Genomic DNA, 18,026 nt, shown 5'->3' with positions numbered 1-18,026 from the left:
GTTGCTCAATTGTGTTGAGCGGTAGGTCTGTTCCGTGGGTGGGGTTTACGCGGAGTCGAGTGTCCGGCGCCGGAGGATATGTGGGCTGAGCTGGCTGTTTGGTGCTGCTCAGTGAGCTGAGTGGGGCAGCGGTTTTTGCTCAGTGTGGTTGGCGCGCCTATAGGTACCGGTGCTGGCCGGTCTTGTGGGGCTGGGGCGGCAAGGGGTGTCACGGAACCGCGGACCACCCGGCCGGCCGGACGGACGCGGGCGTGGTCTCGCCCTCGATCACGGTCCTGGTCTGCGGCCGTTCGGTGTTCTCGGCCTTGGGTGTCATTCCCGGTGCCGTGTCAGCGCCTCTCGCACGGCGGTGATGGCGATGCGTTCCTGCTCCAGGCGCAGGTGCGGTCGGTAGGTGCCGGTTCGCAGGTCCTGGTCGAGGCGGGCCTCCTCGGGGGTGAGGTGTGTCAGGCCGCCGTGTGCCTGTGTCTTCTCCTGGCCCCAGTGGGACTCGTGGGCGAGGAGGGTGGCGCGGTCCATGAGCAGTGACGTGGTGTGCGGGAAACGTCCGCGGACCTGGTTGAGGATGGCGAAGCCATGGGTGTCGATGTCGCCCCAGTAACAGAGGTCGACATCGTCGAGCCAGGGCAGATGACGCAGCAGGGCGGCGGCGTATCCGGAGCCGAGGATGGCGACGGCGTCGGGGACCGGCGGCAGTGAGAGGTAGGTGATCTCGTTCTCGAGGACGAAGACGGTGCGCACCCCTGGGGACCAGCCGGCCAGTTCCTCGGCGCGGACGGCGAGTTCGCTGAAGGGCAGGGGAGAGGCGCCGAGGTAGCGCAGGCGGATGTAGACGGGCTTGGTGCGGAAGCCGTACCGCGCGACGAGATCGCTTCTCGGTGCGCTGGTGTCGACGCGGCTCTCGGGGAGCACACAGTCGAGGAGTTCGGCGAGGATTCCCTTGTTGGTCTCGATGAACTTGGTGTCCACGCCGGGGACGTCGATCTCGCGCAGGTAGACAGCCTCGGTGTCGTGGTCGCGGATCCAGCACGTGGTGCGCACGAGCCGGTGCCAGTCTGCGGCGTGGGCGAGGACCTTCATGGGGTGGTCGGCCATCCACCGTGCGATGCCGGGATCCTGGTGGGTGGTCTGTTCGTGCAGGGTGTGGAAGTGGTCGACCTGGGTGGTGACGCGGAGCAGTGTCCAGAGGCGGTCACGGGTGTCGACCCAGGCTCGGGCCGGGACGGTGTTCGAGGGGGTGCCGTTGCGGCCTCCGATGGATTTGGTCTGGATGCGCAGATGCGGGTGTCGGCTGGGGGCCCAGGATTGGGCCCAGGTGAGTGCCTGCTCGTAATGCTGCAGAGCATCGGCCGCGGTCGGGCCCTTCAGTGGCACTCCGATGGGTTCGAAGGGGTGTCCGCCCGCGGCGGCGGTGAGGTAGCGGCCGCTGGTCCACTTGCGGCGCAGGGTTTCCACCACATGCTCGGGGCGGGTCCATTCTGCCGGGGTCACGAGCGCTCCTTCGGGGGCTGGTTCGCCTGCTGGGCTGCTGCCTGCTTGTGGGCGCGGAACTCCTCGATGGTGAGGTTGTTCATGCGGGAGCGGGTCTTGTCGGGGCGGTCGACGTAGCCGACGCGGGTGACGTGGGGTTCGATGACGTGGAGTTTCTGGAGCGGGGTGACGACGAGGAGTTGCAGGCCCAGGCGCTGGAACAGGTCGAGGGCGAAGTGGGCGGAGGGGTCGTCACCGCGTCCGAAGGCCTCGTCGATGGTGACGAAGTGGAAGGTCTTCGGTTTGGGAGCGGTGGGGTCGATGCGGAACTGGTAGGCGAGGGAAGCCGCGAGGATGGTGTAGGCGAGTTTCTCCTTCTGGCCGCCGGACTTGCCGCCGGAGTCGGAGTGGACCTCGTACTCGGCGCCGTCCTCGCGGTTGAGCTCGCTGGCGGAGAAGACGAACCAGCGCCGCACGTCGGTGACCCGGGAGGTCCACTCCTTGTCGAGGCGGGTGTGCTCCGGGCGGCCCTTGAAGCGGTCGAGGAGCGCCTTGACCTGGAGGAACTTCTCTTCGGTGTACACGTCATCGGTGTCGTTCGAGAGCGTTTCGCTGGTGCAGGCGCGCAGGTCGTGCTGGAACTCGCGGACCTCCTTGTTCGGCGTGGGGGCGGCGTTGAGCCGGATGTAGCGGCCCGGGTTGTAGTCGATGCCGCCCAGCGACGTGTTGATCACATCGATACGTTCGCGGATCTGCTGCTCCTGAGCGCCGAGACGGGCCTGGAACGAAGCGATGTCGCGGACGACATTGGTGCGCAGGTACAGGAGGAACTGCTCCTCGAACCGGGGCAGGTCCTCGTCGGTGAGCCGGCTGTGCAACGCGCGGTAGCCGTCGGCGGATTCGACTGTGTTGTCCAGCTCGGCGGTGTGGACCGGGTACCTGCCGCGGAAGGCGGTCATCAGCGCCGCCGCCTGGCTGCCGACGTGGCGCAGGGCGTCGTGGCGGCTGCCGCTGCTGCGGAGCAGACGTGCTTCGGCACGGCGCTCGGCGTCGTCCAGCATCTCCAGGAGTTTGTGCTCGTCGCTGCCAGCTGCGGGCAGGAACTTCCTCAGGGGTTCCTCGTGCTCCGCCATGCCGTCGAGGTCGCACTGCGCGAGGAACGTGGTGGTCCTGCCCAGCAGGCCGGCGATGTGCCGGACGTCTCGGCGCAGACCGCCCAGCTCCTCCTGCCCCGTGGTGAACGTCTTGCTGCTCTGTACGATCTCGTCCTCGGTCCGCCGGAGTTGTGTGGTGAGCTTGTCCAGACCGGCTTCTGCTTCCAGGACGCTCTTCTGCTGCTCGAACTGCTCGATGTCCGCGACGGTGCCCCGCCAGTCGAGTTCCGCATAGGCGTCGACGCTGGCCAGCAGGGTGAGGGCGGCACTGGTTCCGGCGCGGGCCCGCTGCTGCTTCTCGAGTTCCCGGGTGGCTGCGGTGATGTCGGCGCTTTCGCGGGTGAGGCGGGTGGCCTCGGCGAGGAGGGCGTCGAGCTTGGCCTGGTTGCTCCAGCCCAGCACCCAGTTGCGCCGGTCGTCGATGCGGTAGGCGTCGTTCTTCTCGTGGCGGCCTCCGCCGCCCTTGACAAGGCCCTGCCGGGTGACAGCGGGCCGGGTGGCGCGAGTGAACGCCTCCAGGTCTTCGGCGCACAGGTAGTCGGCACGCGAGCGCAGCCGCGTGGCGAGCCAGTCGCGGGCCCAGCTGTCGGACTTGAGCTGCAGTTTGCCGCTCAGCAGGGCGGGGTCGTCCGGCAGCGTGGTGATGGGTGTGTGGGCGGGGACCTGGTAGTAGACCAGTCTGAGGCCCAGGTGACGGCCGTTGACCCAGGCCGAGACGGTGTCGTAGTGGGCGTGGGGGACCAGCAGGGACAGGGCGAACCCGTGCAGTACGCGCTCGGCGGCGCCGGCCCACTCGGCTTCGTCGTCGCGGACCTGGATCAGCTCGCCGGCGAACGGCAGGGCTTCGTCCAAGACGCCCGCGGCGGTGGCGAGTTCGTGGCGCAGGGCCAGCAACCGGGCGGGGATGCTGGAGCGCTGCTGCTGCAGGCTGCTGATCTCGCGCCGCAGCGCTTCGGTCGCGAGGGTGTTGCCGTGGCGCGCGACGGCGAGATCGTCGAGTTTCCTGCGGGCCTGCTGCTCTTGCTCCTCGGCCCGGGAGCGGGCGGTGGAGATCTGGTCGGTCCGCTCACGGAAGGAGGCGGCGTCGGGGACGGGATCCATGTCGGCCTGCGTGAGCCAGGTGCCGTACTCGGTGGCGCGCTTGCGGCGCCGTTCGCGTTCGCGGCCGAGCTCTTCGATCCGGCCGGTCAGGGAGATGAGCTTCTCCCCGCCGACGCCGTCGATACGGCGCCGCAGGCCGTCGGCCGTCCCGCGCAGCTGTTCCAGCTGCCCCTCGCGGGTGGACTGCAGTTCCTCCAGGTCCGCCGCACCGGACATCAGCGCGGTGTGACGTGTCGTGAGAAGCCGGTGGCGGTGCTGGGCGAAGAACGCGGGGACGGCGCTGCGGCGCTTGTCCAGGGTGGTGATCTCTCCCTGGACGGTGTCGTACCGGTCGCATGCCGTCACGATCGGTGTCAGGTCCTCGATCATCCGACGGGCCCGGACGACTTCGTTGTGGCTGGCGGTAAGCGCGTCGAAGTGGGCGACGATCTTGTCGACGGCCGTCTTCGCGTCGAACGGCTCCAGCATCCGCTCGCGGACGAACTCGTCCAGGCTGCCCACGGCCTTCATCGACACCGTCTGGTGGAACAGGTCCAGGGCCTGCGGGCTGGGGATGCCCAGGCCTCTCAGCAGTGCCTTGCCGTACTGGGTGTATGTGCTGCCGTGGATGGTGGCCCCGCGCTGTTTCAGCTGCCGGCGCAGGTCGGTGATGTCGGTGCCGAAGCCGGTGAAGTCGGTGTCGACGGACAGTGGTGCCTCGGCGGTGAGGTAGAACCGCTCGGGCTGCCCGGTGCTGGTCGGGGATGTCCAGTAGAAGACCTGGGCGAGCGTGAGGTGGGTGCCGAGGACGTAGTTGGCGAAGACGCCCAGGATCACGCTGTAGGAGGTGTGGTCGCGCAGCCCCACGGGGCGGGTGGTGTCGGAGGCCTCGACGCGTTCGTTCTTGTGATGGCCGAGGACGTAGGACCGCAGGTCGCGCTCCTTGGCGTCGGCGCCCGCCGCTTTGTTGTAGGCGATCTTGTGGGCGGGCAGAAGCAGCGTGGTGAGCGCGTCGACGAGGGTGGACTTGCCCGATCCCACGCCCCCGGTGAGCAGGGCGCAGTGCCCGTCGATGGTGAAGGTGCAGGTGGTGCGGTGAAAGGTGCCCCAGTTGAGCACTTCCAGACGGGCGAGCCGGTAACCGGGGCCGACGCCGGACGTGCCGGCCGGCTCTGCGGGCGTTGCCTGCCGGGGGATGAGCGCTGCCGGGTCGGTGGTGAGGGTCATGTGTCGTCCTTGGCCGTGGTGGAGGCAGCGTCGCGGTAGGTGGCGAGGAGGTCGTTGAAGTCGTTGAGGGCCTGGGCGTCGACCAGGGCCTTGATGTGGCGGCGGACCTCGTAGGCGCTGGTCTGTTTCGTCTGGCGCAGTGCCTTGAGGTCGACGAGCTTCTTGATGTGGGCGTCGATCTGGTCGACGAGCTGGGCTTCGTTGCTGCGTGGCGGGAGGAAGCCGCGGACCATCTCGACCAGGTCGTCACGGGTGAGTACCAGGCGCGGGTCGGCGGAGTCGGCGTCGCTGTCCGCGAGCCGTCCGCGCAGCAGGACGAGCATCAGGCTGACGGGGAACGAGAGCCGGTGGCGGGTGACCAGCCGCGGCACCGGGGCGCCGTCGTCACGGGAATCGAGCTCCTGCTGCCGGACGTAGGCGTAGCCCTCGGCGCGGTCGACGACGATGTCGAGGCCGATCACGCCGAGGTAGTCGCCGATCGCCGCCTGCTGGCTGACGATCTGCTCCCAGATGGCAGGGGCGTCGCTCTGGTAGAGCACGCCCGCTTTCAGCAGGTGGACCACGGGGACGGTCAGGGCGTCGCTCACTGATGCTCCGTCTTTCCGGCGGCGGTGCCGCCTTCGTCGCGTACGAACGTCACGTGCGGCACTCTCGCCTGCGTGTGCCCGGGCACGTGGACGCGCGGGTAGACCAGGAGGTCGGTGCGGTCCGGGTCCACGATCATGTCCAGGCCGGGGTGCTCCACCTGGAAGTAGGCGAGCAGTTCCGCGAGCCCCAGGGCCAGCGGGTGGTCGTCGACGATGGCGGCCAGGTTCGCCTGGCCGCTCGGGCTTGCGGCGACCGCCTCCAGGACATGGCCGGTCAGCGCCTCGGTGTCGACGTGGACGCCGGAGAAAAGCTCGGAGATGTTCACTTCCGCGTCCTCGGACTCCTCCACCGCGGCGGTGTCCAGCTCGATGCGTTCGACGGGCATGTACAGCCGTCGCTCCATCGGCAGCGTCAGATCCGCCTTGGGTACGTCCAGCGTCATGCCGGGCAGGTCGGCTCGGCCTTCCAGGGCGGTGACGTGACGCTGGATGGAGCGCACCAGCGCCAGTACGCGGCGGTCCTCCGCTCGGCTGCGGTCGACCAGGAAGCGGCGCAGCTGCTCGGTCAGCTGCCGGACCGTGTCCTGGGTGTTCTCGGCTGCCTCCAACCAGGCGAAGGGGACCTTCAGCAGGCTCTGGTTGGCCCTGCCGTCCAGTTGCGGCAGCTGGTTGACCTGTTGCAGCAGCTCCCGCAGTTCCTGCTGGCGGCGGGGGGAGAGGAGGTAGTCGAAGAACGCCTGGAAACTCTGTCCTTGATCGGACCGGGCGATCTCGTCGCGGTCCAACAGGAACGCGGCCAGCTGCTCTCCCTTCCCGCCCTCGGCGGTAGCGACCTGGTGGCGCAGCCGTACGTCCAGTTCCCGAAGATTCGCCTCCACTTCGCGGAAGTCCCGCAGGAGTTCGACCGCGGTGCTCTCCACCTGCTGGTAGCGGTCCAGCAGAGCGAGCGGGGACAGCATGTCGACCTCACCGGCGAGCAGCCGGGCGATCTGGGCGTCGATCGCGTCACGCTCCCGGCGCAGTTCGTCGATGCGTGTCTGCGGATCGGTCTCCGTGCCGAACGCCATCTGCCGCAGGAGCGCGACGATGGTGTTCAGACGGGACTCGGTTCCGATGAACGAACGTGCGGGCAGCTCCCGCACCCAGGCCACCCCCTTCTCGAGCGCCGCAGTCGCGTCGAAATGCGCCTCGTCCTCCCCGGACGGGTAGTACTTGCGCAGCCAGCCGTTCTTCGTCCACTCCGCCAGATAGACGTCGGCGGACCGGGGAAACGAGCCTGGCTTTTCCTCGTTGAGAAGGTAGAGCCGGTCGTCTAGCCGGGACTCCAGCACGGTCTCCGGCACACCGCGCGCGTTCTCGTCGACGAACACCGTGCCGCAGAACGACAGCACCAAAGCGGCATTGTCCGCACGCAGCAGCACCCACGCCGGATGACGCATGAGCTCTGTGACCTGGTCGAAATCCACACAACCCCCCGATCGCATGCAAAGTCTGTCCTGCCCCGGGCACAGCAGGTGACGTCACTCTAGAAACCGGCACTGACAAAACCCGGGAAAACGAATGAATTTGCGAATTCAGCGGGAAAGTCCCGCACCCGGGCGTTGACGTCGCACGGGCATCATGCGGCGACGCGGTGTTGGGCGAGTTTGGCCAGCATGACCTGGTTGGCCTCCCACCCGTCTGGGAATTTGGCGCGCACGGATAGGTGCACCGGGTCCATTGAGGGGTGGCTGTCGAGGAGGTCGGTGATTCCTTCGCGGGCGACGACGATGCATGCCTGCCGGTGACGGGAGGCGAGGACACACAGCCGCCCGGCCTCCAGATGGAAGGCCGTGGCGTCCCGGCGGCCGGACAACGGGTGCACGACGATGACGACTTCGAACTCGCGGCCCTGCAACCGGTTCGCAGTGTCCACCGCCACGCCCCGCGCGGCGGGGTTCCCGGTCCGGGCGAGCGCGGCCCGGACCAGGTCGGCCTGGTCGCGGTGGGCGACGCCGATGGCGATGTCACGGGCGTCCAGGGGCCGTCCGTCCGGGTAGCGCTCGCAGGTGGCGACCGCTCCGCGGATCAGCAGCCGGGCGGCGAGATCGGCGGCGGTCCGGATGGTTTCGTTGTCGGTGCGCGGTACGTGTCTGCGGGGCAGTTCGTGCAGGGCCCAGCCGGTGGTGAACGCCTTGGCGAGGGTCTCGTCCAGGTCGGTGCGGGCGAACCCGGTGGTGCTGAACTCCAGGGCGCGGGTGGCCTCTTCGGTGCCAGCGCTGAAGCGGTTGAAGGGGTAAAACGCCTGGGCGATGGTCGGTGCGGCCGAGGCGGGCAGGCGCCAGGACACCGGCAGCCGGTGCACGGGGATACCGGGGTTGTGTTCCAGCATCACGCTGACGCCGTTCTGCGTCGGGTCGTGCGGCAGCCCGATCCAGCGCTCGGTGCCGACGATCGTGAACGGGTCCAGCTGGCCCGGGTCGCCGACGAACAGACCGCGGTCGAAGTGCTCGACGATCTGCAGCAGCATGTCCGAGCGCATCTGGTAGGCCTCGTCCAGGATCGCCCAGCCGAACGTGGTGGCGTCGTGGACGGTGGCCCACTTGGCGGCGGTGCCGACGACGATCCGGCAGCCGGCCAGATCGGTCAGGGTGCGCCCGATCGTGATGTTCGTCAGCTCGCTCAGGGCCTGCGGCGGGCTGTAGGTGCTCGCGCTCAGACGGCCGAGGGGAAGGTCGGGGTGCTTGTCGGCGAGCCGCTCGATCAGGTCGTCAACCTGGTTGTTGGTCTGGGCGACGATGATCGGGCGTTCGTCGCCCGCCGTGAGTTCCTGGGCGGCGTCGACCACCAGGGTGCTCTTGCCGGCGCCCGGAGGGGAGTCGACGACAACGGCCCTGTGTCGGGAGTCGGCCAGGTCGGCCAGGATTGCTGCGGTGGCGGCGCCCGCAGCCGCGGACGCGTCGAACGCGGTGGTGTCGTCAGTCGTCATTGCCCCACTCCTCTGCGGCGGCGTCCTCGGGTACGGCGGATTCGGTGTCCGGCCCGTCCGGGCCGGCACTGTGCGTCCACGGGGTGTGATCGGACACCGGGAATCGTGGCTCCGGGCGCCACCCCGGGTCGGGCAGGTAGTCGATGCTCTGGCCGGGCTCCGGCACCGTGCCCGGCTTCGGGACGACAGAGCGCCCCATTCCGCCCGTGACCTCCACCATGACCAGTGTGGCGTCCCCGTCGGGAAGGACGGAGACGATCACGGCCTTGTGACCGGCGGACATGGACGGGCTGATCAGCCTCGTGTCGGCGGCCAGCCGCACGGGATCCTCGGTGCGGACGGTGACCCGCGGTCGCGGAACCCGCCTGTTCTTGGCCGTGGTGACCGTCCGGCCGGATTCGGTCTCCACGACCGTCCCGGCGAACGCCTCCCCGGCGCTGCGCCGGTCCGCCCGCACGAACCGGTCGTCGAACGCCGTCTCGGACTCGAAGTCGGCCAGCGCGCGTTCCAGCCGGCTCAGCCTCCGGGCCGCGCCGATCGCGGTGTCCCGCTTGCGCTGCGGAAGGCCCCCGGCGTCCCGGTCGTCGGAGTAGCGGGTGAAGGCCGCGCAATCGCGTTCGAAGCGCCTGGCGGTCTGCGGCGCCTCGGGCACGGGGCGCAGCAGCGATATGGCCTCCCACACCATGCGCCACGTGGGCTGGATCTGCCCCGCGATCAGCTCCCGCAGGTCGGACTCGGCGGTGGCCAGCGCACGCGGGTCACCGAGGGTGCGGGCTGTGTCGAACCGTCTGATCGCCGGCGCCAGGTCACGGTTGTCGAACTCGGGGGAGGTCGTCGGGCCCGCTGGCGGGCACACGTCCGGGTTCTCCGCCTCGGCCATGGCCTGCTCGACGCTCAAGCCCGCCGGGGGAGAGATCCAGGCCATCAGGGAGGCGAGGTTCTGGTCCTCCAGCGTGCTCTGGCCGGTCGCCCAGTGCTCGGCGAGCATCCCGGTGACGGGCAGCAGAAGGGAGGTGCCTGCTTGCTCGGCCCTGTCGACCAGGAACGTCAGCCACATGCCGAACTCGGGGATGACATCCGGCACCGCGTGAGGACCGGACGTCGAGCGGAAGCGGCACATGCGTCCCAGATCGGCCAGGGCCTTGACGCCGCCGGGGTTGGGCACCAGGACCTGCGGCGCGTCGGTGTACAGGGAACGCTCGTCTTCACCGCGGCGGTTGTGACGGAAGGAATTGATGTAGTCCACCACGATCCGGCCGAGACCGGCGGCGAACGCGAACCGCTGGTCCCGGTTGCGGGGCTGCGGCACGACCAGCAGCGTCCCGGTCCTCCTGGAGGAGCCGACCATCGCGGCCAAGGGTGCCCCGGCCTCTCCGGCCATGGCCAGCGGGACGATCACCAGCGGCCGGCCTGACAGACGCCGGTGCCGGTACTCGGTCAGCGGCACCGCCCGCATCGACTCCATCGCCTGAACATGCGCCAACGCCGACAGTATGCTCACGCCGCACCTCCGAGACCTTCCAGTTCGGCGCGCAGCCGTGCTGCGTGCCGCAGGGCGTCGGCCATCTCGGACTGGGCCTCGCTGGGCTGCAGTTCGCCGTGGGCCAGCCCCATCACCATGGTCGTGGTGTCGATACCGCCGAACTGCTCGCGCACCACCGGCCCGAGGACATCCAGCGAGGCCTCCGCGCGGGCACGGCTGCGGCAGTAGAACGCCATCTCACAGTGGTTCAGGCAGTCCGGACGGTAGGTCACGAGGACCCGGTCCAGCGATGCGGCCAGTTCCCCGGCTGGGCGCCGGGACCGTTGCTCCTCATCCAGGTCGAGATCGAAGGTGAGGCCCTCGGGTACCAGGTCCACCAGGTCGCCGATGCGCTCGATGCGCGACAGTTGGCGGCTCAGCGCGGCCACCTGCTTGCGGGCATCGACGAACGCAGCGGTCGGCCGGTTGGTGAAGTCCTTCGGCGCGACCAGCACGACCGTGTCGGACACGGCCTGCCCGTCGATACCGGCCCGCGCGAGCAGGTCGCGCAGCGCGATGATGTACGCGCACGCCTGGGTGGTCGCCGCCCGCACCTGCGTGGGATCGGCCTGCCCGTCGAGGATCGGGAAGCTCTTGATCTCCAGGATGTGAAAGCGCCCGTCGATACGGAAGGCCACCAGGTCCGGCTCCAGGAACGCCTCGTGCCCGCCGACCTGCAGGCGCAGCATCGGATGGTCGAACAAGGTGCTGTCACCGTCACCCCGGGCAGCCTGCAGCAGGACCTGTGCGGTGCGGTCGTGGCGCACCGCGGCGCGGCCGTCGCCGCCGACGTTGTTCAGGTCCTCGTACCCCACCTCCGGCAGCGTCAGCTGCAGGGTCTCGCGCAGGACCCGCACCAGCTCCGCGCAGCCGTTGTCCTTCACCATCGTCTCGAAGGCGTTTCCGCGCGCGAGGGCGAAGACGGACTGGCCGAAGGGCGAGGGGTGGCCGGCGTGCGCGGCGATTGCGGCCTTGTCAGAGCCGGAGGCGTCAAGCAGTGCCCGCAGTGTGCAGCGCGGGTTGTTCTGCAGGGCCGCCAGCGACCGGGCGTTGTAGTCCAGGCGCTTCGCGGATCCGCGAAGCGCGGCGAGGCGTTCGTCGACTGGTGCATTCACGGTCTCGTGGATCCTTGCGGGGGAGTAGGGACTGCTGAGCGTCAGGGGTCAGGCCCGGGCCGTCCGCAGGTGCGTGACGCCCTGCGCGGGCGCGCCGAACAACTGCTGGTCGTCCTTGAGGGACTTGCGTGCCCGCCGGGCGGCCTCCGTCCGGGCGGCGTGGTCGGCGTCGGCATGCACGTCCAACTCGGCCCCGGCGGCGTCGATCACCTGCTGCGGGTCCATCGCGCCCTCGTGACCGGCCGTGCTCCTCGGCAGGGCGTCGGGGATGTTCACCGCGAAGCGCCACAGCAGCCGCAGCGCCTCAGGACCGGGCCTGCCGGCCGTGGACTCGGCCGAGGTGCGCACGGCCTCGGCGATGCGGATCGCGCCGGTGAGGAAGTCCACGCGCGGCGACAGCGGACCGATCATCCGCTGGTCCAGCGTCCAGGTGCTGATGGTGATGAGCGCCCGCACCGGCGTCAGCAGGTCGTGCGCCAGCGCCGGGCACAGGTAGTACGGCCGGGCGCCGGGGCTAGACCGGTAGGAGCGCTCCTCGTCCCGGCGCAGACTGGAGAGCTTGGACGACGACAAATCGCCCGGGAAGAACGCCTCGTGCACGCCGACGATCAGCTTGGGGGCGGCCGGCGTCCCGAGCAGCATCAGGGCACGGTGGACGTGCTCGCGCGCCGGGAGCTGCGACCCCCGCGCGACCGGAGCCGCTGCCAATACGGGGTGAGGCGGGGCGGCCGGTTCGCCGGCGCCGACGAGGGCGTCCCAGGCCCGCTCGGCGCGGCGCAGTTGCATCCGCAGCTCGCCGGCGCGCTCGGTGTCACCGGCGGTGGAAGCGTCGCGGATCGCGCGGCGCAGGGTGCTGATGCTCTTCTCCAAGGCGTCCAGCGGATCACTCATGCCCCAGACGCTACCAGAGTTCCAGAGCTTTCCAGAATTCTTCCTGAGATCCGGTGTACAGTCGGCGCCACCGAACCTCCGGCCGCAGCGGCGCCGCCCGCGCCGCCCCGCAGACCGTTCTCCTGGAGGCACCCCGTGACGGGACGCGTGTTCCACACCTCCGACTGGCACCTAGGCCGCCAGATCGGCCGCTACCGGCGCGACACCGAAGTCGACGCCGTCCTGGACGAGATCATCGACATCGCCGCCGACTTCGCCCCCGACCTGATCGTGCACAGTGGCGACCTGTTCGACAGCTCCCGGCCGGGCCTGGACGACCTACGCCGTGCCGCGCAGGCACTGCGCCGCCTCGGCGAGATCGCGCCCGTGGTCGTCGTCGCCGGCAACCACGACACCACCTACGTCCTGGCGTTCCTGAAGTTCATGCTCAGCGACATGGGAACCCGCGAAGGGGACGAGGTCCGGGTCCGCTTCGCCACCGACGCCCGCCCCGACGGGCTGCTCGTGGCCGAATACCCCACCAGAGGCGGGGAGTCGACACTGCGTATCGGCGCGCTGCCCTACCTGCACCCCAACCGGTTCACCTACGACTTCGCCGACCCCGGCATGACAACCGCGGCCTACACCGAGCGGATACGCATCGTCCAGGCCGACGTGTACCGCCGTCTGGCCGCAGGCCGCGGCGCACGGGACGTCCTGATCTTCGCCACCCACCTGTTCGTCGAAGGGGCCACCCCTTCCCACTCGGAGCGGAAGACCTCCCTCGCCTCCGAATACGCGGCAGCTGCCGCCGACCTGCCCGAGGTCGCCTACGGCGCCCTTGGCCACATCCACAAGCCGCAACGCGTCGACCGCGCCGTATTCCCGGCCTATTACGCGGGCAGCCCACTGCAGATGGACTTCGGCGAGAGGGGCGACACCAAGAGCGTGGTGCTGGCCGAGGTCGGCCCAGGCACCGAGCCCCGCATCGACTTCGAGCCGCTGACCGCCGGCCGCCCTCTGATCTACCTGGAAGGCACCCTGGAGGAGATCACCCAACGCGCCGGCCGTGTCGGAGACGCCTGGGTGAAGGCGGTGGTGAACGTGGAGGTCTCCAACCCGTTCCTGCCGGACACCCTCGCCAAGATGATGCCGCGGGCGGCGTTCGTCGACATCGACGAACGCCGCACCGGGGCAGCCGACCGCGTACTGGACCGCGAGACCTCCACCGGAGAACTCCCCGATGTCGAAGACCTGCTGCGCGACTACCTGCCCGGCCGCGGCACCACCGGCCTGGCCCTGGACCGTGCCATGGCCGCCCTCGCCCATCTGCAGGCCGAACCCGACCCCGACGATCCCGCCCCGTGCTGCGAGGAGAACCTGCTGACCGCGGCCATCGCCGGCCAATCCCTCGACACCATCGACCGCTCAGGCTTGTTGCCCGGCATCGACACTCTCGGTGCGGAGACGACGCGATGAAACCCCTGACACTGTCCCTCATCGGACTGCGCAGCTACCCGACCCCGGTCACCGTCGACTTCACCGGCAAGAACCTGGTCGCCGCCCTCGGCAACACCGGCGCCGGCAAGAGCAGCATGCTCGACGCCATCGTCTACGCCCTGTTCCGCAAAAGCTCCTGGGACGCCAAGGAACCTCGGCAGCTCATCGCCGACGGTGCGCAGGCCATGAGCGTCGAACTCACCTTCCTGCACAACGGACAACGCTGGCACATCCATCGCACCATGCACGCCACCAACCCGAACGCGGCCCGGCACCATCTGAGGAACCTCGACACCGGAGAGGAGATCGACGGCGCCAACGACGTCGACCTCCGCATCAAGGCGATCCTGCAGATGGGCTACGACACGTTCCTGCGTGTCGGGCTGCTCCCGCAAGGCAAGTTCGACCGTCTCCTTGTCGCCGCCCCCAAAGAACGGAGCGCGCGGCTGAGAGAACTCTTCGGCGCCGAGTCCCTGGAGTCGGTCCAGCAGATGGCCGCCCGCCGGCGCGAGGCGCTCAAGGACCTGCTGGTCGACGCGCGGGCCAAACGCGATTCCATGCCGGCCGACCCCGAGCGGGCCGCCGAGGAAGCCGGCGCCGCCGCCGACGCGGCCGAAGCCTGCGCCGAACGCCTCCGCACCGCCGTCGACCGCATCACCGGGCTGCAGAAAGAAATCTCCGAAGCCCGGACCGCCGCCGAAAAGGCAGCCGCCGCCAGAACGACTCTGTCGACGCGCACGGTGACCGGCGCAGACACCGCCCTCGACGCACTCGAAGCCGTTGCCGCCGACATTGCCGCACGACGCGACGCCCTGGACGACCGCGACGCCCAAGCCCGAGCCCAGGAAAGCGAACTGACCGACGAGATCACCGCGGCAGAGGCGGAAGGAGAAGGCTCAAGCGCCCTCACCAAAGCCACAGTGATCCTCCAGACCCTCGCGGAGCACGCCACGGAACACCGCAGCGAGCGCGGCCGGCTCGCCGAACTCACCGGACAACTCGCAGGCGAACGCGAGGACATCACCACGGCCGAAGCGGACCTGGCCGAGCGCGTCGCCCACACGAAACCGCTCACAGAGGCAGCCCGCGCCGCTTCACAGGCGAGCAGAGAGATCCGCATCCGCGCCACCACCGCCCGCACCGCACTGACCGCAGCCCTCTCGACGGCCCGCCGCGTCGCCGACACCGCGGGCGCCGAGGCCACCGCAGTGAGCGAACACCGGTCCGCCCGCGGCGACCTCGGCCCGCGGGAAACGGCAACAGCCGCCGCCGACAAAGCCCTCGCTGCCGCCGAGAAGCATCTGGAAGCACACCGACTGCGCAACAGGGCCACCGCGATCGCCGCCGAACTGCAGCCGGGCGACGACTGCCTCGTATGCCACCGCCAGCTCCCGGCCGACTTCGCACCCGCCTCCACCACCGATACCGTCGAGCTGACTACGGCGAAAACACAGCTCGACGAGGCGAAGACCGCCCGAGAGGCGGTAGCGGGTCGGCTCGCAGAAGCCCGTGCCGCCGTGACCGAGACCGAGAAGACGGTCCTCACCCGCGAGAAAGACCACCGGGACACACAGCAAAAGGCACGCAAGGCCATCGCGGAAGCGGTGAGCGCGTTCGAGGACCTCGAGGCCCTGGCCGCCGGAACCGACCGAGGCTTCGAGGCGGAATCAGCTTCGGCGACACTGACCGCGGCCACCACAGCCCTGTCGACCCCGACCACCGACGGTGCCGCACAACCGCAGGAGCGTCCCGAGCCGAACACCGCACCCATCACCGACGCCATCGCCGCGTGCGAACAGACGGCCGAGGATCACGCCGAGCACCTGAAAACCGAAGAGCGCCGCCTCACCACCGGCCTCGAGGCAGAACACACGGCGCTGGAGAGGCGCAAGGAAGCCCACCGGCGCGCCGTCGACGACGCGGCGACAGCCTCCGCGAGGCATGCCCGCGCCGCGGCCAGGACCACCGCAGACCTCCAAGCGCTTCCCACCCGCATCCGGGCGATGCTGCCGGACGAGGCCATCGACGTCACTGCCGACGAGGCATCCGCTGCCGCCGCTGCGGTCACCGCCCGGCAGGCCGAAGCCCGTGAACTGCTCGACCGGAGAGAAGCGGCCCGAGCGGAGAAGACCTCCGTACTCGCCGAGCAGCGCGCCCTCGACCAGGAGGCCCGCACCGACCTGGAACGCCCGCTGAACGAACTGCGAGGCAACCTGGACGCCTGGGCCCATGCCGCAACCCAGGCGGCTGCCCACCTCGACAACGCGGACAGTCACCGGATGCCCCAGGCCCCCGCCGAGCCGGGAATCGCCGAAGTCCGGCAGTTCGTCGGGGAACTGTCCGCGGTCACCTCGATGCTGGACGACCGACTCACCGAACGCGCCACCACCGCCACCGACCGCGCGGACACTGCGGCGACCAGCCTCGGCGAGCAGGCCGCCGCGCTCCGCGATGTCGAGGACCTCGCCCCCACAGCCGACCTGACAGTGCCATCGGCACTGCATCCCCTCGTCACCGCGGCCGCACACGCCAACAGAGAGAGCGACGAGCAGCGCCGGAAACAGCAGAAGGCGCTGGACACGATCAAACCGGCCGCCGACCTGGACTTCGCCATCGCCGCCGGCAAAGCCCGCTACGAGGCCCTGGAGGTGCTGCGCACCGAACTGGTCGACGCCAAGTTCCTGGGCCATCTCACCACCCTGCGCACCCACGCACTGCTCGGCGTCGCCAGCGACCTGCTCCAGCACATGACCGAGGGACGATTCGGCTTCGCCGACACCTTCGACATCGTCAGCCGCAGCTCCGGAGTCAACCACCACCCGAACCGGCTGTCCGGCGGTGAGAAGTTCCTTGCATCGCTCGCCCTGGCCCTGGCGCTCGCCGAACTGCACTCCCGCAACGGGTCGAGCCTCGGCTCGCTGTTCCTCGACGAGGGCTTCGCAGCCCTCGACACCACCACACTCGACTCCGCCCTCGACGTGCTGCGCGCCCAGGCCGGAGGCAACCGCCTCGTCATGGTGATCAGCCATCTGCACGCCGTCGCCGAAGCGGTCGACGAGGTCCTGTGGGTGGAGCGGACTCCTGCCGGGTCCTCCGCACACTGGCTGACGTCAGCCGAACGAGACGACCTGGTGCAAGCTGATCTGGCCAGCGGCCTACAGGAACTCGCGCGGTAGCGGCGCTGGCGAGTCAGGCGAGACGGTGGTCTCACCGGGCAGCGGGCCGGGCGCGGACGGCCACACGGTGCTGGCCCGGGTTGGTGCGAAGACGGGTCCCGACGAGGAGCAGGTTCTCGCCTGGGTGCGGACTGGGTAGGGCAGTGCTGCTCCCGCCGAACGGCCTCGGGCCTTGCGGGTGTCAGGGGGCCGGGTTCGCGACGGCGCGGGCGGGTTTGATGGAGCTTCCAGGCACCGGTGGTTATGGGCCGGGGTGGACAGCCTGGACGCCGGTGCCCGCGTATGCCTTCGGTGTCAGGGTGAGCAGAAACCGGCCGCTCGGATGGGCGGCCGACGGCCTGGAAGCGTGGATGGCGTGGACGGCGGCCCAGGAGTGCCCGAAGCGCAGCAGCTCGGTGGCGGTGACTGCGGCGTCCGTATCGAACGCCTCGATCCGGATGAACCGCAGCCCTTTGATGTAGCTGAGCAGGGTCAGTGGGTGGTCAGGCGTTTCCAGAGCAGGTCGTGGTCGGCGGGTGCGAGGCGGGGGAGTTGGAGGCGGCCGGCGAGTTGGTGGAGGAAGGCGGTCTGCTGTGTGCGTGTCAGGGGGTGCGGGGGCAGGCGGTCAAGAGCCGCTGCGAGGGTGAGGGTCTCGGGATAGGTGATCAGTTCGCGGCAGGTCAGGGCGGGGGAGGCCGGGCCTGAGGCGAGGTGGGGGTTGGCGGCGGTGAGCCGGTGCAGGCGTGTGTGCCAGCGTTCGTGTACGTGCTGTTGGTGGTCGTACCAGCGTGTCGTGATCGTCGATGCCCAGCTCAGGGAGACCGGTGTCGCCGGGCGGCGCGCGCGAAGGTGGGCTTGGGTGAGTTCGGGGACAGCTCGGATGTCGAGGGGCGCGGGATGCCTGGGGTCGCTTGAGGCCTGCTGGTGGCGGGTGCAGATCATGATCCGGGCCAGGCCCGGCGACGGGTGGATCCACGCGGAGGCTGCCGTGTGCGGGCTGCGGCCGATGGTGCAGGCGGTACACGCCGGTAATGGCTGCAGGGCGGTCTCGACCGTGTGCCAGTGGGCGGTGGCCGTGCCGTGCGCGTCGGTGTGGGCCGACGAGGGTGCGGGCGGGCGCAGGTGGGGCAGGGCGCGGGTGAGGTGTGTGAGGGGGATGCGTGTGAAGCCGGACAGGCGGCGGGCGGCTTCGGCGCTGAGGCGGATCTCGGCGGCGGGCGGGGCGTGCTCGGTGCCGGTGGCAGTGATGCCGTGGCCGTCGAGGAGCTGGGCGGGGCTGAGGCGGTAGGTGGCGGCGAGGCGGGTGAGGTAGGAGGCGGTGGCCTCGCCGGGCAGCGGCCGTACGCGCAGCGGGCCGGGTACGGATGGCCACATGGTG

The 18,026-nt window shown here is 69.8% G+C and carries 11 protein-coding genes; 2 read left to right on the top strand and 9 right to left on the bottom strand.

The window, feature by feature from the left end; all coding sequences use genetic code 11:
- Positions 1-312: 312 nt before the first annotated feature.
- The 8 genes from IEY89_RS36355 to IEY89_RS36320 form a co-directional block, all read right to left on the bottom strand.
- The gene (locus IEY89_RS36355) at positions 313-1,491 is read right to left on the bottom strand and encodes a Wadjet anti-phage system protein JetD domain-containing protein (protein ID WP_189151820.1); all 1,179 of its coding nucleotides are present in this window, start codon (positions 1,489-1,491) and stop codon (positions 313-315) included.
- On the bottom strand, positions 1,488-4,931 hold the full coding sequence (locus tag IEY89_RS36350; protein WP_189151819.1) for an ATP-binding protein: 3,444 nt from the start codon (positions 4,929-4,931) through the stop codon (positions 1,488-1,490). The genes IEY89_RS36355 and IEY89_RS36350 overlap by 4 nt, the downstream gene beginning before the upstream one ends.
- A complete protein-coding gene (locus IEY89_RS36345) occupies positions 4,928-5,518 on the bottom strand; it encodes a DUF4194 domain-containing protein (protein ID WP_189151818.1) in 591 nt (196 codons plus the stop codon). Before IEY89_RS36345 ends, IEY89_RS36350 begins: the two co-directional genes overlap by 4 nt.
- Positions 5,515-6,957, bottom strand: coding sequence for a DUF3375 domain-containing protein (locus IEY89_RS36340; protein WP_229695621.1), 1,443 nt, complete (start codon positions 6,955-6,957; stop codon positions 5,515-5,517). Before IEY89_RS36340 ends, IEY89_RS36345 begins: the two co-directional genes overlap by 4 nt.
- A gap of 179 nt (positions 6,958-7,136) precedes the next feature.
- Positions 7,137-8,486, bottom strand: a complete 1,350-nt coding sequence (locus IEY89_RS36335) for an AAA domain-containing protein (protein ID WP_189151816.1) — start codon at positions 8,484-8,486, stop codon at positions 7,137-7,139.
- Positions 8,476-9,987: a hypothetical protein gene (locus tag IEY89_RS36330; RefSeq protein WP_189151815.1), complete on the bottom strand. Its 1,512-nt coding sequence runs from the start codon at positions 9,985-9,987 to the stop codon at positions 8,476-8,478. The genes IEY89_RS36335 and IEY89_RS36330 overlap by 11 nt, the downstream gene beginning before the upstream one ends.
- Positions 9,984-11,123, bottom strand: a complete 1,140-nt coding sequence (locus tag IEY89_RS36325; protein ID WP_189151814.1) for a hypothetical protein — start codon at positions 11,121-11,123, stop codon at positions 9,984-9,986. Before IEY89_RS36325 ends, IEY89_RS36330 begins: the two co-directional genes overlap by 4 nt.
- Before the next feature lie 48 nt (positions 11,124-11,171).
- Positions 11,172-12,014, bottom strand: coding sequence for a hypothetical protein (locus tag IEY89_RS36320; protein WP_189151813.1), 843 nt, complete (start codon positions 12,012-12,014; stop codon positions 11,172-11,174).
- A 135-nt stretch (positions 12,015-12,149) separates the two neighbouring features.
- Here IEY89_RS36320 and IEY89_RS36315 point away from each other — a divergent pair, with 135 nt between their 5' ends.
- Together IEY89_RS36315 and IEY89_RS36310 are read left to right on the top strand one after the other, a co-directional pair.
- A complete protein-coding gene (locus IEY89_RS36315; RefSeq protein ID WP_189151812.1) occupies positions 12,150-13,472 on the top strand; it encodes a metallophosphoesterase family protein in 1,323 nt (440 codons plus the stop codon).
- Positions 13,469-16,669, top strand: a complete 3,201-nt coding sequence (locus IEY89_RS36310) for an AAA family ATPase (protein ID WP_189151811.1) — start codon at positions 13,469-13,471, stop codon at positions 16,667-16,669. Before IEY89_RS36315 ends, IEY89_RS36310 begins: the two co-directional genes overlap by 4 nt.
- Positions 16,670-17,140: 471 nt before the next feature.
- Here the strand turns inward: IEY89_RS36310 and IEY89_RS36305 are convergent, their stop codons facing one another.
- Positions 17,141-18,022 (bottom strand): TniQ family protein, encoded by an 882-nt coding sequence (locus IEY89_RS36305; protein WP_189151810.1) that lies wholly within the window; start codon positions 18,020-18,022, stop codon positions 17,141-17,143.
- Positions 18,023-18,026: the final 4 nt, after the last annotated feature.

The sequence above is a fragment of the Streptomyces lacrimifluminis genome (genome assembly GCF_014646095.1).
Taxonomy (GTDB): Bacteria; Actinomycetota; Actinomycetes; order Streptomycetales; family Streptomycetaceae; genus Streptomyces; species Streptomyces lacrimifluminis.
This window is presented reverse-complemented; position numbering and strand designations above follow the sequence as displayed.